21 protein-coding genes are annotated in these 20,286 nt (G+C 73.6%); 10 read left to right on the top strand and 11 right to left on the bottom strand.

Annotated elements, in window-relative coordinates; genetic code table 11:
- Positions 1-113 precede the first annotated feature (113 nt).
- On the bottom strand, positions 114-1,916 hold the full coding sequence (locus tag AB0E19_RS02690) for a SpoIIE family protein phosphatase (protein WP_362172327.1): 1,803 nt from the start codon (positions 1,914-1,916) through the stop codon (positions 114-116).
- 221 nt (positions 1,917-2,137) lie between these two features.
- Between AB0E19_RS02690 and AB0E19_RS02685 the strand changes: the two genes are divergently transcribed.
- On the top strand, positions 2,138-2,956 hold the full coding sequence (locus AB0E19_RS02685) for a polysaccharide deacetylase family protein (protein WP_362172003.1): 819 nt from the start codon (positions 2,138-2,140) through the stop codon (positions 2,954-2,956).
- 21 nt (positions 2,957-2,977) lie between these two features.
- On the opposite strand, the gene AB0E19_RS02680 is transcribed toward AB0E19_RS02685, so the two are convergent.
- A complete protein-coding gene (locus AB0E19_RS02680) occupies positions 2,978-3,418 on the bottom strand; it encodes a hypothetical protein (protein ID WP_362172000.1) in 441 nt (146 codons plus the stop codon).
- Positions 3,415-4,881: an APC family permease gene (locus tag AB0E19_RS02675; RefSeq protein ID WP_362171996.1), complete on the bottom strand. Its 1,467-nt coding sequence runs from the start codon at positions 4,879-4,881 to the stop codon at positions 3,415-3,417. Before AB0E19_RS02675 ends, AB0E19_RS02680 begins: the two co-directional genes overlap by 4 nt.
- A 153-nt stretch (positions 4,882-5,034) precedes the next feature.
- Between AB0E19_RS02675 and AB0E19_RS02670 the strand changes: the two genes are divergently transcribed.
- Together AB0E19_RS02670 and AB0E19_RS02665 are read left to right on the top strand one after the other, a co-directional pair.
- Positions 5,035-6,351, top strand: a complete 1,317-nt coding sequence (locus tag AB0E19_RS02670) for a threonine/serine exporter family protein (RefSeq protein WP_362171993.1) — start codon at positions 5,035-5,037, stop codon at positions 6,349-6,351.
- A 38-nt stretch (positions 6,352-6,389) separates the two neighbouring features.
- Entirely contained in the window at positions 6,390-7,067 is a 678-nt protein-coding gene (locus AB0E19_RS02665; RefSeq protein ID WP_362171990.1) for an adenosylcobinamide amidohydrolase, read from the top strand.
- On the opposite strand, the gene AB0E19_RS02660 is transcribed toward AB0E19_RS02665, so the two are convergent.
- From AB0E19_RS02660 to AB0E19_RS02630, 7 genes are all read right to left on the bottom strand, one after another.
- A complete protein-coding gene (locus AB0E19_RS02660) occupies positions 7,060-7,971 on the bottom strand; it encodes an adenosine kinase (protein ID WP_362171987.1) in 912 nt (303 codons plus the stop codon). The genes AB0E19_RS02665 and AB0E19_RS02660 overlap by 8 nt on opposite strands.
- Before the next feature lie 172 nt (positions 7,972-8,143).
- Positions 8,144-9,382, bottom strand: a complete 1,239-nt coding sequence (locus AB0E19_RS02655; RefSeq protein ID WP_362171984.1) for a cytochrome P450 — start codon at positions 9,380-9,382, stop codon at positions 8,144-8,146.
- Positions 9,379-10,608: a cytochrome P450 gene (locus AB0E19_RS02650; protein ID WP_362171981.1), complete on the bottom strand. Its 1,230-nt coding sequence runs from the start codon at positions 10,606-10,608 to the stop codon at positions 9,379-9,381. The genes AB0E19_RS02655 and AB0E19_RS02650 overlap by 4 nt, the downstream gene beginning before the upstream one ends.
- Positions 10,605-11,234 carry an ATP/GTP-binding protein gene (locus tag AB0E19_RS02645; RefSeq protein WP_362171978.1) on the bottom strand — a complete coding sequence of 210 codons (630 nt, stop codon included), beginning with the start codon at positions 11,232-11,234 and terminating at the stop codon, positions 10,605-10,607. The genes AB0E19_RS02650 and AB0E19_RS02645 overlap by 4 nt, the downstream gene beginning before the upstream one ends.
- On the bottom strand, positions 11,215-11,571 hold the full coding sequence (locus AB0E19_RS02640; RefSeq protein WP_169092314.1) for a DUF742 domain-containing protein: 357 nt from the start codon (positions 11,569-11,571) through the stop codon (positions 11,215-11,217). The genes AB0E19_RS02645 and AB0E19_RS02640 overlap by 20 nt, the downstream gene beginning before the upstream one ends.
- Complete coding sequence (locus AB0E19_RS02635; protein ID WP_043225763.1) at positions 11,568-11,969, bottom strand: roadblock/LC7 domain-containing protein; 402 nt, start codon at positions 11,967-11,969, stop codon at positions 11,568-11,570. The genes AB0E19_RS02640 and AB0E19_RS02635 overlap by 4 nt, the downstream gene beginning before the upstream one ends.
- Entirely contained in the window at positions 11,966-13,504 is a 1,539-nt protein-coding gene (locus tag AB0E19_RS02630; protein ID WP_362171973.1) for an ATP-binding protein, read from the bottom strand. Before AB0E19_RS02630 ends, AB0E19_RS02635 begins: the two co-directional genes overlap by 4 nt.
- 246 nt (positions 13,505-13,750) lie before the next feature.
- Here AB0E19_RS02630 and AB0E19_RS02625 point away from each other — a divergent pair, with 246 nt between their 5' ends.
- The 5 genes from AB0E19_RS02625 (at position 13,751) to AB0E19_RS02605 (ending at position 17,553) form a co-directional block, all read left to right on the top strand.
- Complete coding sequence (locus AB0E19_RS02625) at positions 13,751-14,536, top strand: SDR family oxidoreductase (RefSeq protein WP_362171970.1); 786 nt, start codon at positions 13,751-13,753, stop codon at positions 14,534-14,536.
- A gap of 63 nt (positions 14,537-14,599) precedes the next feature.
- The gene (locus AB0E19_RS02620) at positions 14,600-14,965 is read left to right on the top strand and encodes a zinc ribbon domain-containing protein YjdM (RefSeq protein ID WP_362171967.1); all 366 of its coding nucleotides are present in this window, start codon (positions 14,600-14,602) and stop codon (positions 14,963-14,965) included.
- A gap of 80 nt (positions 14,966-15,045) precedes the next feature.
- Complete coding sequence (locus tag AB0E19_RS02615; RefSeq protein ID WP_362172324.1) at positions 15,046-15,720, top strand: DUF1345 domain-containing protein; 675 nt, start codon at positions 15,046-15,048, stop codon at positions 15,718-15,720.
- Positions 15,721-15,891: 171 nt separating this feature from the next.
- Positions 15,892-16,635 (top strand): class I SAM-dependent methyltransferase, encoded by a 744-nt coding sequence (locus tag AB0E19_RS02610; RefSeq protein WP_362171964.1) that lies wholly within the window; start codon positions 15,892-15,894, stop codon positions 16,633-16,635.
- A gap of 51 nt (positions 16,636-16,686) precedes the next feature.
- Complete coding sequence (locus AB0E19_RS02605) at positions 16,687-17,553, top strand: LLM class flavin-dependent oxidoreductase (protein WP_362171962.1); 867 nt, start codon at positions 16,687-16,689, stop codon at positions 17,551-17,553.
- A gap of 13 nt (positions 17,554-17,566) precedes the next feature.
- Here AB0E19_RS02605 and AB0E19_RS02600 read toward each other — a convergent pair whose 3' ends face one another.
- The gene (locus AB0E19_RS02600) at positions 17,567-18,070 is read right to left on the bottom strand and encodes an HD domain-containing protein (RefSeq protein WP_362171959.1); all 504 of its coding nucleotides are present in this window, start codon (positions 18,068-18,070) and stop codon (positions 17,567-17,569) included.
- A gap of 150 nt (positions 18,071-18,220) precedes the next feature.
- On the opposite strand from AB0E19_RS02600, the gene AB0E19_RS02595 reads away from it, so the two are divergent.
- Together AB0E19_RS02595 and AB0E19_RS02590 are read left to right on the top strand one after the other, a co-directional pair.
- Positions 18,221-18,868, top strand: a complete 648-nt coding sequence (locus tag AB0E19_RS02595) for an alpha-ketoglutarate-dependent dioxygenase AlkB (protein WP_362171956.1) — start codon at positions 18,221-18,223, stop codon at positions 18,866-18,868.
- A gap of 277 nt (positions 18,869-19,145) precedes the next feature.
- Complete coding sequence (locus AB0E19_RS02590; RefSeq protein WP_362171953.1) at positions 19,146-20,282, top strand: hypothetical protein; 1,137 nt, start codon at positions 19,146-19,148, stop codon at positions 20,280-20,282.
- Positions 20,283-20,286: the final 4 nt, after the last annotated feature.

The raw sequence follows: 20,286 nt of genomic DNA, 5'->3' as shown, positions 1-20,286 counted from the left end.
GACGCCCGCCGGCGGCGGGCCGCGACGGCCTACCGGACCAGCATCACCGGAGGACCGGCCCGCGGGCAGGGGCGGACGGCACCCGGCTCCGGGACGTCCGGCCCTGTCGGGCGTCAGGACGGCAGGTTCTGCTCCGCCCAGACGACCTTGCCGCCCGAGGTGCGGCAGGAGCCCCAGCGGCGGCACAGCATGTTGACGAGCTGGAGGCCGCGGCCGCCCTCGTCGCTGAGGTCCGCGTGCTGGATCTGCGGCAGGTCGGGACCGGTGTCGGAGACCTCCACGACCAGCCGCTCGCCGCGCAGCAGCCGCAGCTCGCCCGGCCCGTTCCCGTATCGCAGGGCGTTGCCGACCAGCTCGGAGACGACCAGCTCGCAGACGTCCGCGAGGTCGTCCAGGCCCCACTCGGCGAGCTGGCGGGTGACCAGGCGCCGCGCCTCCGAGGCGGCCCTGCCGTCGCCGGACAGCGGCCAGACCCGCAGCCCGGTCCCCGCCTGCAGCGGCACCGCCCGCGCCGTCAGCAGCACCGCCTCGTCGAAGCGGCCGGGCCCGGCCGGGGCCACCGCGATCAGCCCGCCCTCCTCCAGGGCGCCGGGCGGCAGGGCGAGCGCGGCCGAGCGCAGCCGCTCCAGCTGCTCCTCCAGGTCGGCCCCGCGCGCCTTCACCAGGCCGTCGGTGTACAGCACGAGCCCCCCGCCCTCGGGGACCGTCACCGTCACCGGGTCGTACGGGATCACCCCGGCGCCCAGCGGCGCCCCGGCCGGCAGCGGGACGAACTCGGCCCCGCCGCGTCCGTCGAGGAGCAGCGGCGGCAGCAGTCCGGCGCCGGCCAGCGTGCAGCGGGAGTCCGCCGGATCGTAGACCGCGCACAGGAAGGTGGCGACCTGGTCGTCCTCCAGGTCGCGGGTGGCGAGGTCGAGCCGGGCGAGGACCCGCTCGGGCGCCATGTCGAGGGTCATCAGGGTGCGCGCGACGGCCCGGAGCCGGCCCATGGTGGCGGCGGCCGGCAGCCCCTGGCCCATGACGTCGCCGGCCATCAGCGCCGTACGCCCGCCGGGCAGGGACATCACGTCGTACCAGTCGCCGCCGACCGGGTGGCGGGCCGCCGACGGCGTGTACTCGGCGTGCACCCGCAGGCCGGGGGTGACGGGCGTGGCACGGGGGAGGAGGCTGCGCTGGAGCGAGACGACCCGCTCGCGCTCGCGGCCGTACAACCGGGCGTTGTCGATGAAGACGGCGGCGCGGGAGGCCAGCTGCTCGGCGAGGGCGAGGTCGGTGGGGGAGAAGGGCGGGCTGCCGGCCCCGCGGACGAAGTCGGCGCTGCCGAGGAGCAGCCCCCGGGCGATCAGCGGCACCGCGAGGTAGCTGTGCACGCCCAGGGCGCGCATCTTCGCCGCGCCGGACGCGGTCGGGGCGACGCGGGCGAAGTCCTCGTCGCGCATCCGCGCCACCAGGACGGGCTCGCCGCGCCGCAGGCAGTACCGGTGGAGCAGGGTCTCGTGCCGCTTCTGGTCGCGCACATAGGTCTCGCCGACCGGCACGGCCTCCAGCGTGCTCATGGTGTCGACGGCGGAGAGCGCGACCGCCCGCATCGGGGGGACGCCCGCGCCGGTCCAGCGGGAACCCTCCTCGCCGTGCAGGACGCTCTCCAGGATGTCGACGGCGGCCCCGTCGGCGAAGCCGGGGACGGTGAAGTCGGCCAGCTCCCGGGCGGTGCTCTCCAGGTCCAGGGTGGTGCCGATGCGGGTGCTCGCGGCATTGAGCCAGGCGAGGCGTTCCTCGGCGCCGGGCGCGTCGAGCGGAATCGCGCCGTCGGCGCGGCGGCGTCGGGCGCGGAGCGCCGCGGACCGGTACACGGTCGAGGTCCGCACGGCCGAGACCCTGCCGGTCAGGCGCCGTCCGCCGCTGCCGCCGCTCACTCTTCCGGCCTCCAGGGGGGAACTCGACCAGGTGTGGTGCACAGTCTGCACCGGAACCCCGTCCGGCGCACCATCCGAACAGCAGCGGAATCGGAGTCGAACGGTAGCTCTGTCACATCCGCCGAACGGGTGAAACCTGTTCGGGGTGTCGTACGTCCTCTCCCCCGGGAACGCGCCGGAAGGCGCGGGGTCGCATCGGGAACGCGAGGATCGGAGGGCGCATGCGCCGGATGGGCAAGTACACCGCGCACGTGGCCGTGTTGGCGTCGGCGGTCGGCATCAGCCTGGCCGCGTGGGGGGCGACGGCACTGGTGGGAGAGGACGAGCCGGCCGTGCCGGGGGCGGGCGGCGCCGCCGCGCCGAAGCTCCCGGCGCAGCGGACCGGAGAGTCGGACGAGCCCGCGAAGCCGACGACCCGGGTGCCGGAGGGCATCGCGCACGCCGCCGAGGCGGGCGGACGGGCCGTCAACATCACCATCGACGACGGTCCCGACCCGCGCTGGACGCCGAAGATGCTCGACATCCTGAAGGAGAACGAGGTCAAGGCCGTCTTCTGCATGGTCGGCCCGCAGGCGCAGCGTCACCCGGACCTGGTGAAGCGGGTGGTGGCCGAGGGCCACCGGCTGTGCGACCACACCATGACCCACGACACGGCCATGGACCGCAAGTCCGTCGCGTACCAGAAGCAGCAGATCCTCGACGCGCGGAAGCTGATCGAGGAGGCCGCCGGCGGGGTGGAGGTGCAGTACTACCGGGCGCCGGGCGGGGCGTTCACGCCCGACAGCAGGAAGATAGCCGCGGCCGCGGGCATGCGGCCGCTCGGGTGGAACGTGGACACCAAGGACTTCGAGCGGCCGGGCGCCGCCGCCATCGTGGCGACCGTCAAGAACGAGCTGTCCAACGGACCGACGATCCTCTTCCACGACGGCGGCGGCGACCGCTCGCAGAGCGTGACCGCGCTGCGGCAGGTGCTGCCGTGGCTGAAGGAACAGGGGCGCACCTTCAGCTTCCCGGTGCGCACGGCCCCGGACACCCCGTGAGGGCCGGGGCCGTACGGTCCGTCAGCGCCTGACGGTGTCGTCGGTCTTGAGGTCGTCGACGGCCTCGTCGAAGTCGTCCACCTCGTCGGGGCAGTACACCTGGAGGACGATCCGCTCGACCTCGACGGCCTTGGAGTCGGCGATGACCGGGCGGTTGCCGGGGCCGGGGGCTCCGGTGGTGAGCTGCTGGAGCCGGTACAGCGCCGTCTTCAGGGCGTTGCCGGGGTCCTCGCAGACCGGGCCGCCGTCGGTGCCGAGGAGCCGTTCGGCGGTCTCCTGGTCGGGGGCGGGGTAGCCCGCCTTCACCAGCTCCTCGCTGAGCTGCTCGGCCTTCCGGGAGGTCTCGGCGGTGCGCTTGAAACCGCTGTACTTGATGAGACCGGCGATCAGCAGGCCGACCAGGATCACGATGGCGCCCCAGTAGATCACCTTGTGCTCCGAGGCGAAGCGGGTCGGGCTCATGCGGTGTCTCCCTCGTCGGTGGCGGCGGCCTCGGCCGTCCGCCAGCTGGGCTTGCGCAGCTTCAGGAAGGCCCAGGGGATGAGCAGTCCGAGGATCACCAGGCCGCCGCCGACGATGAGGATGTACGACCAGAGGCTGCCGCTGCCGAACTGCGAGGGCGGGACGAAGCCGATGAACATCGCCGCGAGCGAGGCCAGCAGGCCGACCGAGCAGATCAGCCCGAGGGCGGGCGCCCGGTAGCCGCGCGGATGGTCCGGCTGCAGCTTCCGCAGCCGCATCGCCGCGACGAACATCAGCAGGTAGACGATGAGGTAGACCTGCGTGGTGATGGTCGAGAAGATCCAGTAGACGCTGGAGACGTTCGGGATCAGCGCGTATCCGAGGGCGATGACCGAGGTGACGATGCCCTGGGTGACGAGGATGTTCTGCTGGATGCCGAACTTGTTGAGCTTCTGCAGGAACGGCGGCAGGTAGCCCTCCTGGCGGGAGATCTCCAGGAGGCCCTTGGAGGGGCCGGCCAGCCAGGTCAGCATGCCGCCGAGGGAGGCGGAGATCAGCATGACGGCCGCGATCGGGGTCATCCAGCCGACGTCGAAGTACGAGAAGAAGGCGTCGAAGGCCTGCATGACGCCGGCGGTGAGGCTGAGCTGGTCCGCCGGGACGACCCAGCTGATCGCCAGCGCCGGGAGGATGAAGATCAGCAGCACCAGGCCCATCGCCAGGAACATCGACTTCGGGTACTCCTTCGCCGGGTTCTTCAGCGAGGAGACGTGCACCGCGTTCATCTCCATGCCCGAGTACGACAGGAAGTTGTTGACGATCAGCACCAGGCTGGCCAGGCCCGTCCACTGGGGGAGGAGGTGGCTGCTGTCCATCGGCGCGGCCGAGGGGTTGCCCTGGCCGAGGAAGACCATGCCGAGCACGACGAGGATGGTGCCGGGCACCAGGGTGCCGATGATCAGACCCCAGCTGGAGAGCCCGGCGAGCGCCTTCGTGCCGCGCGAGGAGACCCACACGCCGGTCCAGTACAGGACCATGATGACGATCGCCGTGTAGACGCCGTTCGACGCGAGCGAGGGATCGATGACGAACGCGATCGTCGAGGCCACGAAGGCCAGCAGGCTCGGATAGTAGAAGATCGTCATCGCGAACTGGCACCACACGGCGAGGAAGCCGAGCGGCTTCGACAGCCCCTCGGCGACCCACCGGTAGACACCGCCCGACCAGCCCGAGGCCAGCTCGGCCGAGACCAGGGCCGTCGGCAGCAGGAAGACGATCGCGGGCACCAGGTAGAGGAAGACGCAGGCGAGGCCGTACACGGCCATCGTCGGCGCGGCGCGCAGACTGGCCACGGACGCGGTCGTCATCAGCGCCAGGGTCACCCAGGTGATGGTGGGCGGCGCGGTCGGTCGTGCCTGGGCACGGGATTGCGGCAGATCGGCCGGGACGTCCATCGATGCCATGGGCCCTCCCTGGGGAATCGGTGTGATCGGCCCCAGGCTGTGCCCCGCGGGCGGGGCGCGCAGCGCGGGAGAGCCGTTCGGGTGACGCCGGATGCCGGGCGGCGCCCCCTGGGAGATGCTGATCGCTCGTCACCCTTGACCGAGGAGGCGGACGTGGCGCGACCCGTGGGCGATCCGCCGGGGGCGGCGGACGGCGACGCCGGGTTCGACCGGGTCGCCGGGTTCCTGACCCGCCTCACCCGGCTGCTGCTACGGACCTCCGGCGAGGGCTCCGAGCTGATCGCGCGTGAGGTCACGGCGGCCGGAGGGGCGCTGGGCGCCGAGGTGTCCGTCCTCCTGGTGATGGACACCGCCACGCTGACCGTCACCGCCCCGGACGGGCGGGCCAGGACCGTCATCGTGCACGCCGCGCCCGAGGTGGCCCGCCTGGACCGGATCGCGGCGGTGAAACCACTGGTGGCCGACGTGGTCGCCGGCCGCACGGGGCCGGTGGAGGCGGACGCGCGGCTGGCCCGGATCGAGGCGGCGCCGGCTCCGTACCCCTGGTGGCTGAAGCTGCTCGGGATCGTGCTCTTCTCGCTGGGCTTCGCCCCGCTGATGCAGCCCACCTGGTACGAGCTCGGCACCACCGCCGTCCTGGCGACGCTCGCCGCGGTCCTCGCGGTGGCCTCCGACCGGGTCCCGCGGCTCGCCAGGGTGCTGCCGCTGGTCGCCTCGCTCGCCGTGTCGGTCGTGACGCTCGGGCTGTTCGCCGGCGATCCGGCGCACGGCGGGCCCGTCCTGCTGATGCTGCCCGCGCTGTTCTTCTTCGTGCCCGGCGACTACCTCAGCGCGGCCGCCGCCGAACTCGGCGCCGGGCTGATCACCACCGGCGCGGTCCGGCTCGTGTACGCGGTCTTCCTGCTGGTCCAGCTCTGCGTCGGCGTCCTGCTCGGCGCGTACGTCACCGGCACCTCCACCACCGCCCTCTTCGACACGGCCGCGAGGACCGACCTGCCCCGCTGGCTGCTCTTCGCCTCCTGGACCGTCTTCACCGCCGGCACCCTGCTCGCCTTTTCGATCCCGCGCCGCTTCTTCCGGCCCCTCCTCGCGCTGGTCTACCTGACGGTCGCGGTCCAGTCGGCGGCCACCGCGCTGATCGGCGAGACCGGCGGCACCTTCGTCGCGGCGGTGGTGCTCGCGGCGGTGGCGACGCTGGCCTCCCGGGGCCCGGAGCGGCCGCCCCGGCTCCTCCTCGTCCTGCCGGGCTTCTTCACCCTGACGGTCGGCTCGCTCGGCATGCGCGGGCTGACCTCGCTGGCCGGCGGGCACGTGGTGGACGGCTTCTCGGACCTCCTGGAGCTCGTCCTGGTCGTCACCGCCATCGCGGTGGGACTGGTCCTCGGCGCCACCCTCGTGCCCGAGCGGAACGGCGGGCGGAACGGCGAGCGGAACGGCGGGCGGAAGGGCGGGCGGGAACCGGGCCCGTAGGATCTCCGGGACGTCCGGGTGAGCGAGGAGCGCGTGCAGTGACCGTCGTGGTGGAACCGAACCGTGCGGCCCTTCCTGAGCTGCTCGAACGGGACGAGGACGGGCAGCGGCTCGGCGCCCTGCTCTGGCGCCGCGGACCCGGCTGGCGGGCCGTCAGCAGCGCGGTCCTCGGCGGCGGCATCGGGGAACGCGCCTGGGTGATGAACGTCCAGGTCGCCCACGGCTACACCCGCACCGACCCCGAGGCGCACCTCGCCGCGCTCGCCCGCCGCGCCGGACTCCGGGGGCCCGGCGTCGGCCTGATGACCGCCGCCGAGGTCACCCGGCGCGGGACCGCCGCCGACGGCGGCGTCGACGCGGTCGCCACCGCCGGCATAGAGGTGCGCGGCTGGGCGGCGGCTCCGGGAGCGGGACTCCCCGGACCCCAGGCCCCCGGCACGATCAACATCGTCGTCACCGTGCCCGCGCCGCTCACCGACGCCGCCCTCGTCAACGCGGTGGCGACCGCCACGGAGGCCAAGGTGCAGGCGCTGCTCGACGCCGGTCACGACTGCTCGGGGACCCCGACCGACGCGGTCTGCGTCCTCGCCCGCGCGCCCCGTCCCGGCGGCCCCGCCGAACCCTTCGCGGGACCCCGCTCGCTCTGGGGCGCCCGGCTCGCCCGGGCCGTCCACGCGGCCGTCGGCGCCGCGCTGCCCGCTCCCGGCCTCAGCTGAGGGCGGCGACCTCGGCGAGCAGCGTCGCCCGGTCGATCGCGTCGCTCGCGGTGGCGGGGACCGTACAGGCGTGGGCGCCGGCCACCGCCCCGTACAGGGCGCAGCGCTCCGGGCTTTCGCCGGTGAGCCGGCCGAAGAGGAAACCGGCCGCGTAGGCGTCGCCCGCGCCGTTGGAGTCGACGACCGGGCCGCGCGGGGCCACCGCGGGGACGTGGAGCGGCTCGCCGCCCGCCCGCGTCAGCAGGTACGAGCCCTCCGCGCCGGCCGTGGCCACGACCACCTCGGCCCGGCCGCGCTCCAGGATCCGCCGCATGGTCGCCGCCGGGTCGGGCAGCGCCGTCGTCGAGACGAAGACGACGTCGGCGCCGTACGCGAGCGGCTCGTGGTACGGGTTCTCGCCGTCCCAGTTGTGCAGGTCGGTCGAGACTCCGAGGCCCGCCTCCCGCAGCAGCGGCAGGGTGAAGGCGCAGGGGTACGTGATCGAGACGTGGGCGTGCCGGCTGGCCGCGGCGAGCTTGCGGACCAGGTCCTCCGGGAGTCGGTCCGACTCCCGGGTGCGGCTGTCGTCGTAGAGGGAGAGCCGGCGGCCGTCGGGGCTCACGAGGTTGACGGCACGCCGGGTGCCGGCGGGCTGCGGGACCTCCGTGAAGTCGATGCCGCGGTCGCGGTGGAAGGCGCGGACCAGGTCGCCGGCGTGGTCGTCGCCGAGCAGGTCGATGTGGTGGGTGCGCAGCCCCAGGGAGCTGACGCCGAGCGCCACGAAGTCACCGGTCTGGCCCGCCCGGGCCTCGATCCCGGGGCGGATCATGTAGCTGTCCGCGTACGGGAGCGGGAGCTCGGGGACGTACACGATGGTGTCGACACCCGCCCCTCCCAGGACGAGGACGTCGTACGCGTGGCTCATGCTTCCCCTCTCGTGCGCGGGCCCCGGGTCCCGCCCGTGGATTCCGGGCGAGTCAACCAGCCCCGCCACCGACTCCGCAAGATCTTGCGGAAACTTGCAGCGAGGAGGGAGAGAACGCGCGGTGGCCCGTTCCCCGAGGGGAACGGGCCACCGCGGCACGGGCGTTCGGACCTCAGGCGAGGACGACCGGAAGCTCGAAGAGGTCGTTCTGGGTGACGACCGGCTTGTTCCTCAGCTCCTCGCGCGGCACGGCGAGCCGCAGCCCGGGGAAGCGGGCGTACAGCGCCGGGAGCGCCACCGAGGCCTCCAGACGGGACAGTGCCGCGCCCGGGCAGACGTGCGGGCCGTGGCCGAAGGCGATGTGCCGGAGCGACTCGCGGGTGACGTCGAAGTCGCCCGCCGTCGGGCCGTGCTGCACCTCGTCCCGGCCGATCGCGCCGTGCGACACGATCAGGCCCTCGCCCTTCGGCAGGATCCGGTCGCCGACCTGGATGTCCTCGCTCGCGAAGCGGATGAGGACGTGCGAGGTGGGCGTCGACCAGCGCAGGGTCTCCTCGATCACGTTCTCCCACGGCACCTCGCCCTTGAGCACCAGGGCGCGCTGCTCCGGGTGGGTCTCCAGGGCGACCACGGCGTTCACGATGAGGCTGATGGTCGTCTCGTGACCGGCGGCCACCATCAGCTGGAGGGTGTTGGTGATCTCCTCCGTCGAGAGCCGGTCGCCGTCCTCCGAGGCCTCGATCAGCGCGCTCGTCAGGTCGTCGCCGGGCGACTCCTTCTTGCCCGCCACGATCGCGCCGAAGAGCGCCCCGAGGTCCGCCATCATCTGCGGCACCTCCTCCGGGGGCGTCTGCGTCGAGAAGAACTTCTCGAACAGCGCCTTCATCCGCGGGTGGTCCGCCGCGTCCACGCCCATCAGCTCGCCGACCACGTTCATCGGCAGCGGGTAGGCGAACTCGGCCTTCAGGTCCACCGTCCCGCCCGCCGGGCGCTCCGCGAGCCGGTCGAGCAGATCCGTCGTCAGGGTCTCGATGCCGGCGCGCAGCCGCTCCACCCGGCGCGCGGTGAGCGCCTGGGCGACCAGCGTGCGCAGCCGGCGGTGCTCCTCGCCGTCGACCGTCAGCATCGACCTGCCCGGGTTGGCGAGGCCGATCAGCGGCCAGTCGAGCGGTATCTCGCCGCGCTGCCAGGCCCCCCACTGCTCGATGTCCTTGACGAGCCGGGCGTCGGTGAGGAGCGCCCGGGCCTCGGCGTGCCGGGTGACGGCGTAGCAGGACACGCCGCCGGGCAGGACCACGCGGGCCAGCGGACCGGCCTCGCGGAGGCGGGCGCTCTCGCCGTCGAGGTCCGTGACGAACGGGTCGAGGACGACGGGCTCGCCGCCCGCGGTGTGGTCGATGGGGCAGGTCATGCGGTCCCTCCAAGGGCGGGGGTCGGGGTGTACGTCACCGGCAGCGCGGTGAGGCCGCGCAGCCAGGGGGAGGGGCGACGGGTCAGGGAGGCCTCGCCGACGGCGAGGTCGACGTCCGGAAGCCGGTCGAGCAGCACCTCGATGCCGGTCCTGGCGACGGTCTCGGCGACCTCCTGCGCGGGGAACGGGCAGCGGTGCTCGCCGTGACCGAAGGAGAGGTGCGCGTTGTTGCCGCCGGTGAGGGCGCCGGCGTCGGCCCGGACGTGCGGGTCGGCGTTGGCGGCGGCCAGCCCGAGCAGCACCAGGTCGCCGCGGCCGATCTGCCGGCCGCCGAGGTGGGTGTCGCGCGAGGCCCAGCGCCCGGCAACGTTCTGCGTGGGCGTGTCCTCCCACAGCACCTCGTTCATCGCCTCGCCGACGCTGTGCCGGCCGCCGGAGAGCGAGGCGGCGAAGCGGTCGTCGGTCAGCATCAGGCGCAGCGAGTTCCCGATCCAGTCGGCGGTCGGCTGGTGGCCGGCGGCCATCATCACCATGAGGTCCTGGGCGACCTCCTCGACGGTGAACCCGGCGGTGTTGCCGAGCATCCGCGAGGCGACGTCGTCCCCGGGCGCCTCCGCCTTGGCGGCGAGCAGCGCCACCATCGACTCGGCGAGGTGCCGCTGCCCGGCCAGCGCGCCGGGACCGCCGTTGATCATCTCGTTCATGGCGGTCACGAGCCCCGGGCCCTGCTCGTCGGCGAAGCCGTAGATGCTGGCGAGCACCCGGACCGGCAGCAGCATGGCGTACTCGGCGATGATGTCGCACTCGCCCTTGCCGCACAGCCCGTCGATGAGCTCGTCGGCGAACCGCTCGGCGCGCCGCCGCAGTTCGAAGGGGTCGACGGACTCGAGGGCGGAGGAGATCACCCCGGCCCGCTCGCGGTGGCGCTCGCCCACCGTGTACAGGATCGACGGCTGCTTGCGGCCGATCATCGGCAGCAGCGGCCAGTCGGCGGGGATCGCGTCCCACTGGTTCCACAGGTCGGAGTCGCGCGAGTAGAGCACGGGGTCGCTGGTGACCTGGTGCAGCTCGCGGTAGCCGAGGACCAGCCAGGCGGGCACGTCGCCGTCGAGGACGACCGGGGCGACCGCCCCGTGGTCCCGCCGGATGCGCCGGTACAGCTCGACCGGGTCGGTGTGGAAGCGCGGACCGCTCAGCGGGACCGGCGCGGGCTCGGCAGGGTTCACGGGGCGGGCTCCGGGACGGGCCGCCGACCGCGCTCGGGGTCGGCGGCGACGACGTGCTTGAGGTGTTCGACGAGCGCGATGAGGACCTGCTTGCTGGACTCCCTGGACCGGGCGTCGCAGAAGACCAGCGGGACCTCCTCGGCGAGGTCGAGGGCGTCGCGGATCTCGGCCGCGGTGTGCGCGGGCCCGCCGAAGTCGTTGCAGGCGACGACGAACGGGGTGCCGTGGTGCTCCAGGCGGTCCACGGCGTACCAGGAGTCCGAGATCCGCCGGGTGTCGACGAGGACGACCGCCCCGAGCGTCCCGGAGAAGAGCCGGTCCCACAGGAACCAGAACCGCTCCTGCCCGGGCGCGCCGAACAGGTACAGCACGTTGTGCGCGTCGAGCGAGATCCGGCCGAAGTCGAAGGCGACCGTCGTGGCCGTCTTGGCGGCGACGCCGACGGTGTCGTCGATGTCCTCGCCCGCCTGCGACATGGTCTCCTCGGTGTTCAGCGGACGGATCTCGCTGACCGAACGGACCAGGGTCGTCTTGCCGACCCCGAAGCCGCCGACGACGACGATCTTCAGTCCGTTGTCGGCGGTGCTGCTCAGGGCCGGTTGCTGCTCAGAGATTGCGGAGTCCAACGAGCACCTGCTCCAGGATGTCGTGATCGGGAAGGCGGTACGAGGCGGGGCGCGGGTGCCGCGCGCTGATCCGGCCGGTGTCGTGCAGGTCGGCCAGGAGGATCCTGGTGATCGACACGGGCAGCCCGAGCCCGGCGGCGACCTCCACCACGGCGGTGGGGAAGCGGCACATCCGCAGGATGGCGGCGTGCTCGGACTGCATGCCGGGCACCGGATCGCTCTCCGCGACCACGAGCGTGACCACGTCGAAGGCGGTGGACCCGGAGCTGCTGCGGCCGCCGGTCAGCGTGTAGAGCCGGTCGGGGGAGTCGTCGCGACCCGGCCTGACGCGGCTCATCCCCGCGGCCTCGCGACGAGGTGCTCGCCCAGCTGCTCGACCAGTTCGGTCATGTTGTGCCCCACGAGCCCGGCGTCGGCGTCCTCGTCGGCGACGAGCGCGAGGTGGGCGCCCTCCCCGGCCTCGACGATGAAGAGGATCCCGCCGTAGAACTCGGCCATCGCGGAGCGGACCCCGCCGGTGCCGTCGCCGAACTCCACGGACGCGCCGTGGGACAGGCTCTGGATGCCCGCGGCGATGGCGGAGAGCTGGTCGGCCTGGTCGACGGAGAGCCCGGAGGTGCGGCAGAGCTTCAGGCCGTCCCGGGAGAGCACCAGGGCGTGCCGGGTGCCCGGGGTCCGTTCGAGCAGACCCTCCAGGAGCCAGCTGAGCTTGTCGTCGGTGGTCGTGCCGGTCATCGCGGATTGCCTTCCGAATGGGGGTCGTTCGAGGACGGCGTCGTCGGTTCCGCCGAGGGGCCGGCCGCCGCGGCGGGGCCCGGGGCGGGGGTGTCGCCCGGCTTCGGCTCGGTGCCGCGCAGGGCGCTCTGGAAGCCGCCGAAGCGGGCCGAGGCGCGGGACGCCTCGCCGGTGCGGGGCTTGGCCGGGCGGGGCGGCTCGGCCGGGGTCTTGTCCTGGTGGGCGGCGAGGGTCCGGCCGCGCCGGCGGCGCGGCAGCAGGGTCCCGTCGCCGTCTCCGTCGCCGTCGGCCGGGGTCTCGGGGGCGGCCTCGGGGGCGGCGGCCGGCGTGGCGTCGGGGGCGGTGCGGGGGGCGGGCACGGGGAGCGGCGCGGCGGCCTTGGCGGTCTGCGCCGCCGTCTCGGCGCCGCGGCTGACGATCTCCTGGGGGATCATCAGGACGACGCCGGTGCCGCCGCGGGCGGAGGGCCGGAAGGAGACCGACAGGTTGTGCTTGCGGGCCAGCCGGCCGACGACGTGGAGGCCGAGGCGGGTGCCGGAGAGGCCGGCCAGGTCCTGGGTGCTCGCGTCGACGGCCGCCTCGGCGCGCCGCAGCTGGACGTCGCTCATGGTCAGGCCGCTGTCCTCGACGGTGATGACGACACCGGCCGGGACCTCCTCCACGTAGACGTGGACCTCGGCGCTCGGCGGGGAGAAGTTCGCGGCGTTGTCGAGGAGCTCGGCGAGCGCGTGCATGACGCCCTCGGCGGCGTGGCCGGCGACGGCCGCCTCGCACTTGGAGTGCAGCCGGACCCGCTGGTAGCCGGCGATGCGGCCCATGGCGCCGCGCAGGATCGACTCCATGACGATGGGCCGGGCCCAGCGGCGGCCGGAGCGGGCGCCGGTGAGCACGGCGACGGAGTCGGCGAGCCGACCCGCCTGCGCGGTGCGGTGGTCGAGGTGGAGCAGGTCGGCGAGGACGTCCTCGTCGGCGTGCCGGTGCTCCATCTCGCGCAGGTCGGCCATCATGCTCGTGGCCAGCGCCTGCATGCGGCCGGCCGCGTTGGCGGCGGCGGCGAGGGCGGCGGAGCGGGCGGACTCGGCACGGCGCAGCCGCTGTTCGAGACCGGCGACCGCGGCCGCGTGGCGGGCGGCGAGCCGCTCGGCCTCGGCGCGCTGGGTGCGCACGAGCTCGTCGGCGCGGGCCGTGTGGGCGGCCGTCTCCGCCGCGGCCTGGGCTTCGTGACGCTCCTTCAGGGCCGCGGCCTCGCGCTCGGCGGCGGCCTGGCGCTGTGCGGCGTAGGTGTCCTGGGAGGCGACCTGCGCGGTCAGCCGCTCGGTCTGCTTCGCGAGTCCGCGGGCGGTGCGCGCGTACCAGGTGACGGCGAAGGCGGCGGCCGCGAGCAGCAGCACGCCGCAGGCCGCGAACCAGGCCAGTGAGGACCGGACTTCGGCCGGTGCGGCGCTCGTCGCGGCGGCGGTGAGCGCACCGCCCGCGGCGAGGGTCAGCAGCGAGGTGATCAGGGCAGGGCGGAACGGGGTGGGCGACGCCGACATCAACCGGACTCTCGAGAGGCAAGCACAGGGGACGCTCGGAACGACCGCACTATAGAGGCGTTGTTGATCGGTTCGAAACTCAACCTGACCGGATTGATATCCGGAGTGACACAAAACCTTCCAAAAGGAGTCGCTGATTCCGCGTCGGGCCCGCTGGTCCCCTCGCCGGCCCATCCCCCTTGCCGCAGCGGCAGAATGACGTTCCGTATGGTCCGTGCCGTACGTCCCCCAGCCGGAAGGTCCCCCGTGCAGCTCTCCGAAACCGGCCGCGGCGTCCTCGTCAGCGGCGCCTCGCGAGGCCTCGGCCGGGCCGTCGCCCGCGCCTTCGCGGCCAACGGCGACCGGGTCGCCGTCCACTACGGCACCCGCGCCGACGAGGCCCGCGCCACCCTCGCCTCCCTGGAGGGGAGCGGACACGTCCTGGTCGGCGGCGACCTCGCGGACCCCGGGGACGCGGCCCGGGTCGTCGACGAGGCGGCGGAGGCCCTCGGCGAGGCCGGCGGTGGCAGCGGTATCGACGTACTCGTGAACAACGCCGCCGTGAACCTCCCGCACCCCCTCGCGGAGACCCCTTACGAGGAGTGGGCGGCGCTCTGGCAGCGGCACGTCTCCGTGAACCTGCTCGCCACGGCCAACCTGAGCCACCTCGTCGCCCGCCGGCTGATCGACCGGGGGGCCGCCGGCCGGATCGTCAACATCGGCTCCCGAGGCGCCTTCCGGGGTGAGCCCGACCACCCCGCCTACGGCGCGACCAAGGCCGCCGTGCACGCCCTCGGCCAGTCCCTCGCCGTCTCCCTCGGCCCGCACGGCATCGGCGTCGCCTCGGTCGCCCCCGGCTTCTTCGCCACCGAGCGGGTCGCCTCCCGCCTCACCGGCGCCGAGGGCGACGCGATCCGTGCCCAGAGCCCCTTCGGCCGGGTCGCCGACCCGGCCGAGATCGCGGCCGCGGTCCTCTGGCTCGCCTCGCCCGCCGCCGAATGGGCCTCCGGCACGATCCTGGACCTCAACGGAGCCTCGTACCTCCGGAGCTGAGGGCACGCGACGCCCGGCTTGCGAATTTTCGCAATTGGTCACAACGCTCAGTAGGATCGAGGAGTGAACGAGAACCTGCCCCCGTGCCCCGAATGCTCCGGCGTCTACAGCTACGAGATGGGTGCGCTGTACGTCTGCCCCGAATGCGGTCACGAGTGGCCCGCGGGCGGTGAGGCCGCCGCCGAGGCCGAGGCCGAGCCCGGCGGCCCCAAGGTGATCAAGGACGCCGTGGGCAACGCGCTCGCCGACGGCGACACGGTCACCGTCGTCAAGACCCTCAAGGTCAAGGGCAGCCCCACCGGCATCAAGGCCGGCACCAAGGTCCGCAACATCCGGCTCGTGGACGGCGTCGACGGTCACGACATCGACTGCAAGGTGGACGGCTTCGGTCCCATGCAGCTCAAGTCGAGCGTGGTCAAGAAGGCCTGATCCGCGTTCCACGCCCGACATGTCGTACCTTGGGGCCCTGTCGTTCGTCGCCGCGACGAGAGGGTCCCGTCGTGCCCCTGGTGCATTCCTGGCTTCCCGAGCGCCCCCGTTCGACGGTGAGCTGGATCGTGGCGGGCTGCGTCACGGCCCTGCTGATCCTGGTCTTCGACGACGCGGGACGCCTCTCCACCGCCGACGCCGGCGTGATCGTCCTCTTCTCGTACCTGTCCACCTATCTGGCCGTCACCCTCACCGCCTTCTCCACCGCCACCCCCGAGGCCATCCGCGCCTGGGCCGGGCGCCGCGAGGAGCGCGGCACGGTGCTCCAGCGGTACGTGCTCGGCAGCGCCCCCGGCCCCGGCGTCTCCCTCTCCATCGCCGCGGCCGCCCTGCTGGTCGCGGTGGTCTGGCGCCCGGGCCACCTCGGCACCGACCTCCCCACGGGCGTCCGCGTCGCCATGGCGCTGACGCTCGTCGTCACCGCCTGGGTGTGCGTCCTCACCGCCTTCGCGGTCTCCTTCCACGCCGACAACCTCGTGGAGGACGAGCGGGCGCTCGACTTCCCCGGCGACGGCCCCGCGCTCTGGGCCGACTACGTCTACTTCGCCCTCTCCGTCATGACCACCTTCGGCACCACCGACGTGGACGTGACCTCCCGCGAGATGCGCAGGACCGTCTCGGCGAACGCGATCGTCGCCTTCGTCTTCAACACCGTGACCGTGGCGAGCCTCGTCGGCGCGCTCGACGCCGGCTGACCCCGCCCCCTCCGCTGGCGATCAACTCCCTGATCAGGACGTTTCCTTGGGTGATACGAGCGTGCGCCGCCCGGCTTCTCGTGGCATCCGACAGTACGGCGGGCGGGCGCGGGCGGCGCAGACTCGGTGCCCGACGGAACCACCACCCGACGACCACGAGGGGGAAGCACGATGACGGTGCAGCAGTACGACGGGATCGGCGAGGCGTTCGAGGGCTTCAAGGCCCTGCCCATCACCCGCTACGGAGAAGTGCCCAGCGTCCTGGAACTGGTCGGGGACGTCACCGGGAAGTCCGTCCTCGACCTCGCCTGCGGCACGGGCTTCTACAGCCGTGAACTCAAGCGGCGCGGCGCCTCCGACGTCCTCGGCGTCGACATCTCCTCGGAGATGATCGCCGCCGCCCGCTCCATCGAGGCCCGCGACCCCCTCGGCCTGCGCTACGAGGTCGGCGACGTCGCCGAACTGGCCCCGCCGGCCGAGCCGTTCGACCTCGCGCTCGCCGTGCAGTGCCTCAACTACGCCGGGTCCATCGCCGAGCTGGAGCGGATGTGCGCCAACATCCACCGCGGCCTCGTCCCCGGCGGCCGGCTCTACGTCTTCGCGCAGAAGCCCGACTACGCCTTCGACTGCGCCTCCCTGGAGACGTACGGCTTCCGCTGCGAACCGACCGGCGAGGAGATCGAGACGGGCCCGCGCGTCCGCGTCACCGCCCTCCTCGACCCGCACCCCATCACCATCGTGGGCTCCGCCCCGCGCCGCGAGGTCTACGAGGACGCCCTGGCCAAGGCCGGTTTCACCGAGGTGGAGTGGGTGCCGATGACGATCTCCGCGGAGGGGTACGAGGCCTACGGCGAGGACTTCTGGGCCGACCTCCTCGCCCACCCGCCGCTCGAACTCCTGCGCTGCCGCGCCTGACCGGCCCCGAAATCCGTTGCCCGCGCCTCCGGGCCGGACGATCCTGCCCGGATGCGCTACTCCCTCAACATCCCGAACTTCGGCGACTTCGCGGACCCCCGCAACGTCGCGACCGTCGCGGTGGCCGCCGAGCAGGCGGGCTGGGACGGACTCTTCGTCTGGGACCACGTCCTGCACCGGCGGCACCAGGGGCGCCCGTTCGGCGACCCCTGGATGCTGCTGACGGCGGCCGCGCTCGCGACCTCGCGGATACGCCTGGGCAGCCTGCTGACCCCGGTGCCCCGCTACCGGCCGGAGCGGCTCGCCCGCCAGGTGGCGACGCTGGACCGGCTGAGCGGGGGCCGCGTCGTCTTCGCCGCCGGTCTGGGCGGCCCCGTCGACGACGAGTACCGCGCCTTCGGCGACGACGCCGCGCCTCGCGCACTCGCCGGACGCCTCGACGAAGGCCTCGACCTGCTCCGCCGCTACTGGACCGGCGAGCCGGTCGACCATCACGGGGCCCACTACGAGGTCCGGGACGTGGTGCTGCTGCCCACCCCCGTCCAGCGGCCCGCGCCGCCGGTCTGGATCGGCGGCTTCTGGCCGCGCCGCGCCCCGATGCGCCGCGCGGCCCGCTGGGACGGCGCCGTGCCCCTCTTCGAGACCGCCCGGCACGGCCACGTCCCGGACGTGGCCGAGGTGCGCGAGCTGGTCGGCTATGTCCGCGCGCGGCGGGCGGAGACCGGAGCGGAGGGCCCGTTCGAGTTCGTGCTCGGCGGGGCCACGCCCGCGGACCCCGCCCGGGCCCGCGACGTCGTCGGGCCGCTGAGGGACGCCGGCGCCACCTGGTGGGACGAGCGGATGGTCCAGGGCGGCCCCGACCTGGACCGGCTCGCCCCCGTGCTCCGGCGCGCCGAGGCGGGACCGCCGGCCCTCTGAGCGCCGGTGAGCCCTACGGCCCCGTCAACTCCGGCAGCAGGTCGGGGTTGACGATCCGCAGGATCGTCGCGACCCGCTCCGGGTCCGCGGCGGCCCACAGGACCCGCCGCGCCGCCCGGTACTTGGCGGCGAGCCGAGCGCGCTGCTCCGGCGCGAGTGCCGCCGCCCGGTCCGCGCGGCTGTTGTGGGCGTTGTCGGCGATCTTCACCAGGGTCGCGTCGGGGTCCCGGGCGATGCGCCGGATCTTCTCCTCGTACGGGCAGCCGGGCTCGTTGCTGACCGCCAGGACGACCCGCACCACCCGCTCGGGCACCCCGGCCTCCCGGAGCCCCTCCGCCGTCCACTCCGTGTCCTCGACGACATCGTGGAGCAGCCCCGCCATGGCCAGCTCGGTCCCGAGCGGCGCGAGCCCGGCGGCGACGGCCCGTACGTGTGCCACGTAAGGGACGCCGATCTTGTCGACCTGTCCGGCATGCGCGCGTTCGGCCAGCGCGTCCATCTCGGCGAGCGTCATCATTCCCCCATCATCCCCGGCTTTTTTCCTCTTCCCGGCCCGCCTCGTCTTCCCCGGACCACCCCGGACCACCCCGGCCCGTCCCGGCCCATCCCCGGTCCTCCCCGCGAAGGTACTCGCTCATATGTTCGACTGTAGGGGTATCCTGGATCCATGACCACCGTGCCACCGGACCTCCCCGGCCTCCAGGGCTCCCTGTTCGACCAGGGGGACGAGCCCGGACCCGGGGCCCTGGACGGGCTGCGGCGGACGCCGCTGGCCGGCGGGGCCTGGGTGGACCACCTGCCCGGATGGTTCCAGGGGGCCGACACGCTGTTCGAGGAGCTGGCGCGGCGGGTGCCCTGGCGGGCCGAGCACCGGAGGATGTACGACGGCGTCGTCGCCGTACCGCGCCTCCTCGCGCACTACCGCGAGGGCGAGCCCCTTCCGCACCCCGCGCTGACCGAGGCCCGCGACGCCCTCGGCGCGCACTATGCCGCCGAGCTCGGCGAGGGGTTCGCCACCGCCGGGCTCTGCCTCTACCGGGACGGGCGGGACAGCGTCGCCTGGCACGGCGACCGGACCGGCCGCTCCGCCGCCCACGACACGATCGTCGCGATCCTCTCGCTCGGCGATCCGCGCGACCTCGTGCTCCGCCCGCGTGGCGGCGGTCCCGTCGCCCTCCGCCTCCCGCTCGGCCACGGCGACCTCGTCGTGATGGGCGGCTCCTGTCAGCGCACCTGGGATCACGCGGTGCCGAAGACCGGCCGGGCCGTAGGGCCCCGCATCAGCGTCCAGTTCCGCCCGCGCGGCGTCAACTGACCTTGCTTCGGGGCCTCCTGGCAAGCCGGAACTGGCCATGGTCGTCAGGGCCGTCGAAGACCGCGCGGCAGCGTTCCGTACAGGGCCCCGAGACTTCAGGAGAACACAACTGCCCAGCAAGACGCCAGGGTTACCGTGATCCGGACCCGTCCGGTCCGGGGGTTGTGGGCCGGTTCGGGCGGGCAGGTTTGCAGCGTCGCGTGGCGGGAATTGTCGGGCGTCAGTGACAGCGGCAAGATACAGACGGATTCCGAGGACTGAAGGAGGTGGAGCGACCATGCCCCTGCATGCCGTCGAGATCCCCGAGTTGTGGATGCCTCATCCGCTCAGAGTCAATCCGCACCTTCCGGGCCTGCGGGCCGAGAGCGAGACCTGGGCCCGCGAGATGGGCATGCTGGACACCGGCGAAGGACGCGCCGACGTCCGGCCGATCTGGACCCCGGCCCAGTTCCGCGCCATGACGGTGGACCTGCTCACCGCCTGGACCCTGCCCGACGCCTCGCCCGCCGCCCTCCGGCTCAACCACCGCTTCAACATCTGGGCGCTCGCCTGGGACGACTACTTCGCCCACTCCTTCAAGCGGACCAGCGACCTGCAGGGCGCCCACGACTTCACCGTCCGGCTCCACGCCTTCCTCCGCACCGAGGAGGGCGCCCGCTTCCCCGAGCCCGTCAACGCCGTCGAGCGCGGCATCGCCGACCTCCAGCGGCACCTCTTCCCGCCCCGACTCGCGCACTGGCGGCAGGAGTTCAGCAGGGCCCTCGCCCGCTACGTCGACGCGGGCGTCGAGGAGCTCGCCAACAGCCGCACCGGGCGCGTCCCCCACCTCATCGACTACGCCCCCTTCCGCCGCGAGAGCTTCGCCGCCCACACCGCGCCCTACTCGGTCGAGCTCGCCACGGGCGCCCGAATACCGGAACGGATCCGACGCCACCGGACCGTCCGCGGACTCGTCGCCGCGTTCATGGACGTCATGGGCCTGGCGAACGACATCGCCTCCTATGAGCGGGAGGTCCACGAGGAACACGACGTGAACAACCTCGTCGTCGTCCTCGGCACCTCCCTGGGGATCCCCCTCCGTGAGGCCGTCCCGGCCTCCGTCCACCTCGTCAACTCCCGCATGCGCGACTTCGAGCAGCTCCGCGAGGAGGACGTGCCGCTGCTCGCCCGCAGGGCCGGCCTGACCCCCGAGGAACAGGCCGCCCTCGACACCTGGCTCGGCGGGGCGTGCAGCTTCCTCTCCGGCCTCCACGCCTGGTACACCGGTGCCCCCCGGTACGTCCCCACCGACCCGGCCGTCCCGGAACAGCGGCTGCCCGCCGCCTCCTCCGCCGAGTGGTGCGGAAGGGGGTCCGGCCGGCACGCGGCCACACCCCCCTCCACCGTCGGGCTCGGCCACGACGCCGAGCCATGACGGA

The sequence above is a fragment of the Streptomyces sp. NPDC047974 genome (genome assembly GCF_040653375.1).
GTDB lineage: Bacteria > Actinomycetota > Actinomycetes > Streptomycetales > Streptomycetaceae > Streptomyces.
Note: the sequence above shows the minus strand (reverse complement) of the source record. Positions and strands in the feature narration are given on the sequence as shown.

What these genes read in the sequence shown, in the direction of transcription:
- AB0E19_RS02685 (WP_362172003.1), top strand. Translation starts at nt 2,138, where the DNA reads ATGCGCCGGATGGGCAAGTACACCGCGCACGTGGCCGTGTTGGCGTCG.
- AB0E19_RS02680 (WP_362172000.1), bottom strand. Translation starts at nt 3,418, where the DNA reads ATGAGCCCGACCCGCTTCGCCTCGGAGCACAAGGTGATCTACTGGGGC.
- AB0E19_RS02675 (WP_362171996.1), bottom strand. Translation starts at nt 4,881, where the DNA reads ATGGCATCGATGGACGTCCCGGCCGATCTGCCGCAATCCCGTGCCCAG.
- AB0E19_RS02660 (WP_362171987.1), bottom strand. Translation starts at nt 7,971, where the DNA reads ATGAGCCACGCGTACGACGTCCTCGTCCTGGGAGGGGCGGGTGTCGAC.
- AB0E19_RS02655 (WP_362171984.1), bottom strand. Translation starts at nt 9,382, where the DNA reads ATGACCTGCCCCATCGACCACACCGCGGGCGGCGAGCCCGTCGTCCTC.
- AB0E19_RS02640 (WP_169092314.1), bottom strand. Translation starts at nt 11,571, where the DNA reads ATGAGCCGCGTCAGGCCGGGTCGCGACGACTCCCCCGACCGGCTCTAC.
- AB0E19_RS02635 (WP_043225763.1), bottom strand. Translation starts at nt 11,969, where the DNA reads ATGACCGGCACGACCACCGACGACAAGCTCAGCTGGCTCCTGGAGGGT.
- AB0E19_RS02630 (WP_362171973.1), bottom strand. Translation starts at nt 13,504, where the DNA reads ATGTCGGCGTCGCCCACCCCGTTCCGCCCTGCCCTGATCACCTCGCTG.
- AB0E19_RS02610 (WP_362171964.1), top strand. Translation starts at nt 15,892, where the DNA reads ATGACGGTGCAGCAGTACGACGGGATCGGCGAGGCGTTCGAGGGCTTC.
- AB0E19_RS02605 (WP_362171962.1), top strand. Translation starts at nt 16,687, where the DNA reads ATGCGCTACTCCCTCAACATCCCGAACTTCGGCGACTTCGCGGACCCC.
- AB0E19_RS02600 (WP_362171959.1), bottom strand. Translation starts at nt 18,070, where the DNA reads ATGATGACGCTCGCCGAGATGGACGCGCTGGCCGAACGCGCGCATGCC.
- AB0E19_RS02595 (WP_362171956.1), top strand. Translation starts at nt 18,221, where the DNA reads ATGACCACCGTGCCACCGGACCTCCCCGGCCTCCAGGGCTCCCTGTTC.
- AB0E19_RS02590 (WP_362171953.1), top strand. Translation starts at nt 19,146, where the DNA reads ATGCCCCTGCATGCCGTCGAGATCCCCGAGTTGTGGATGCCTCATCCG.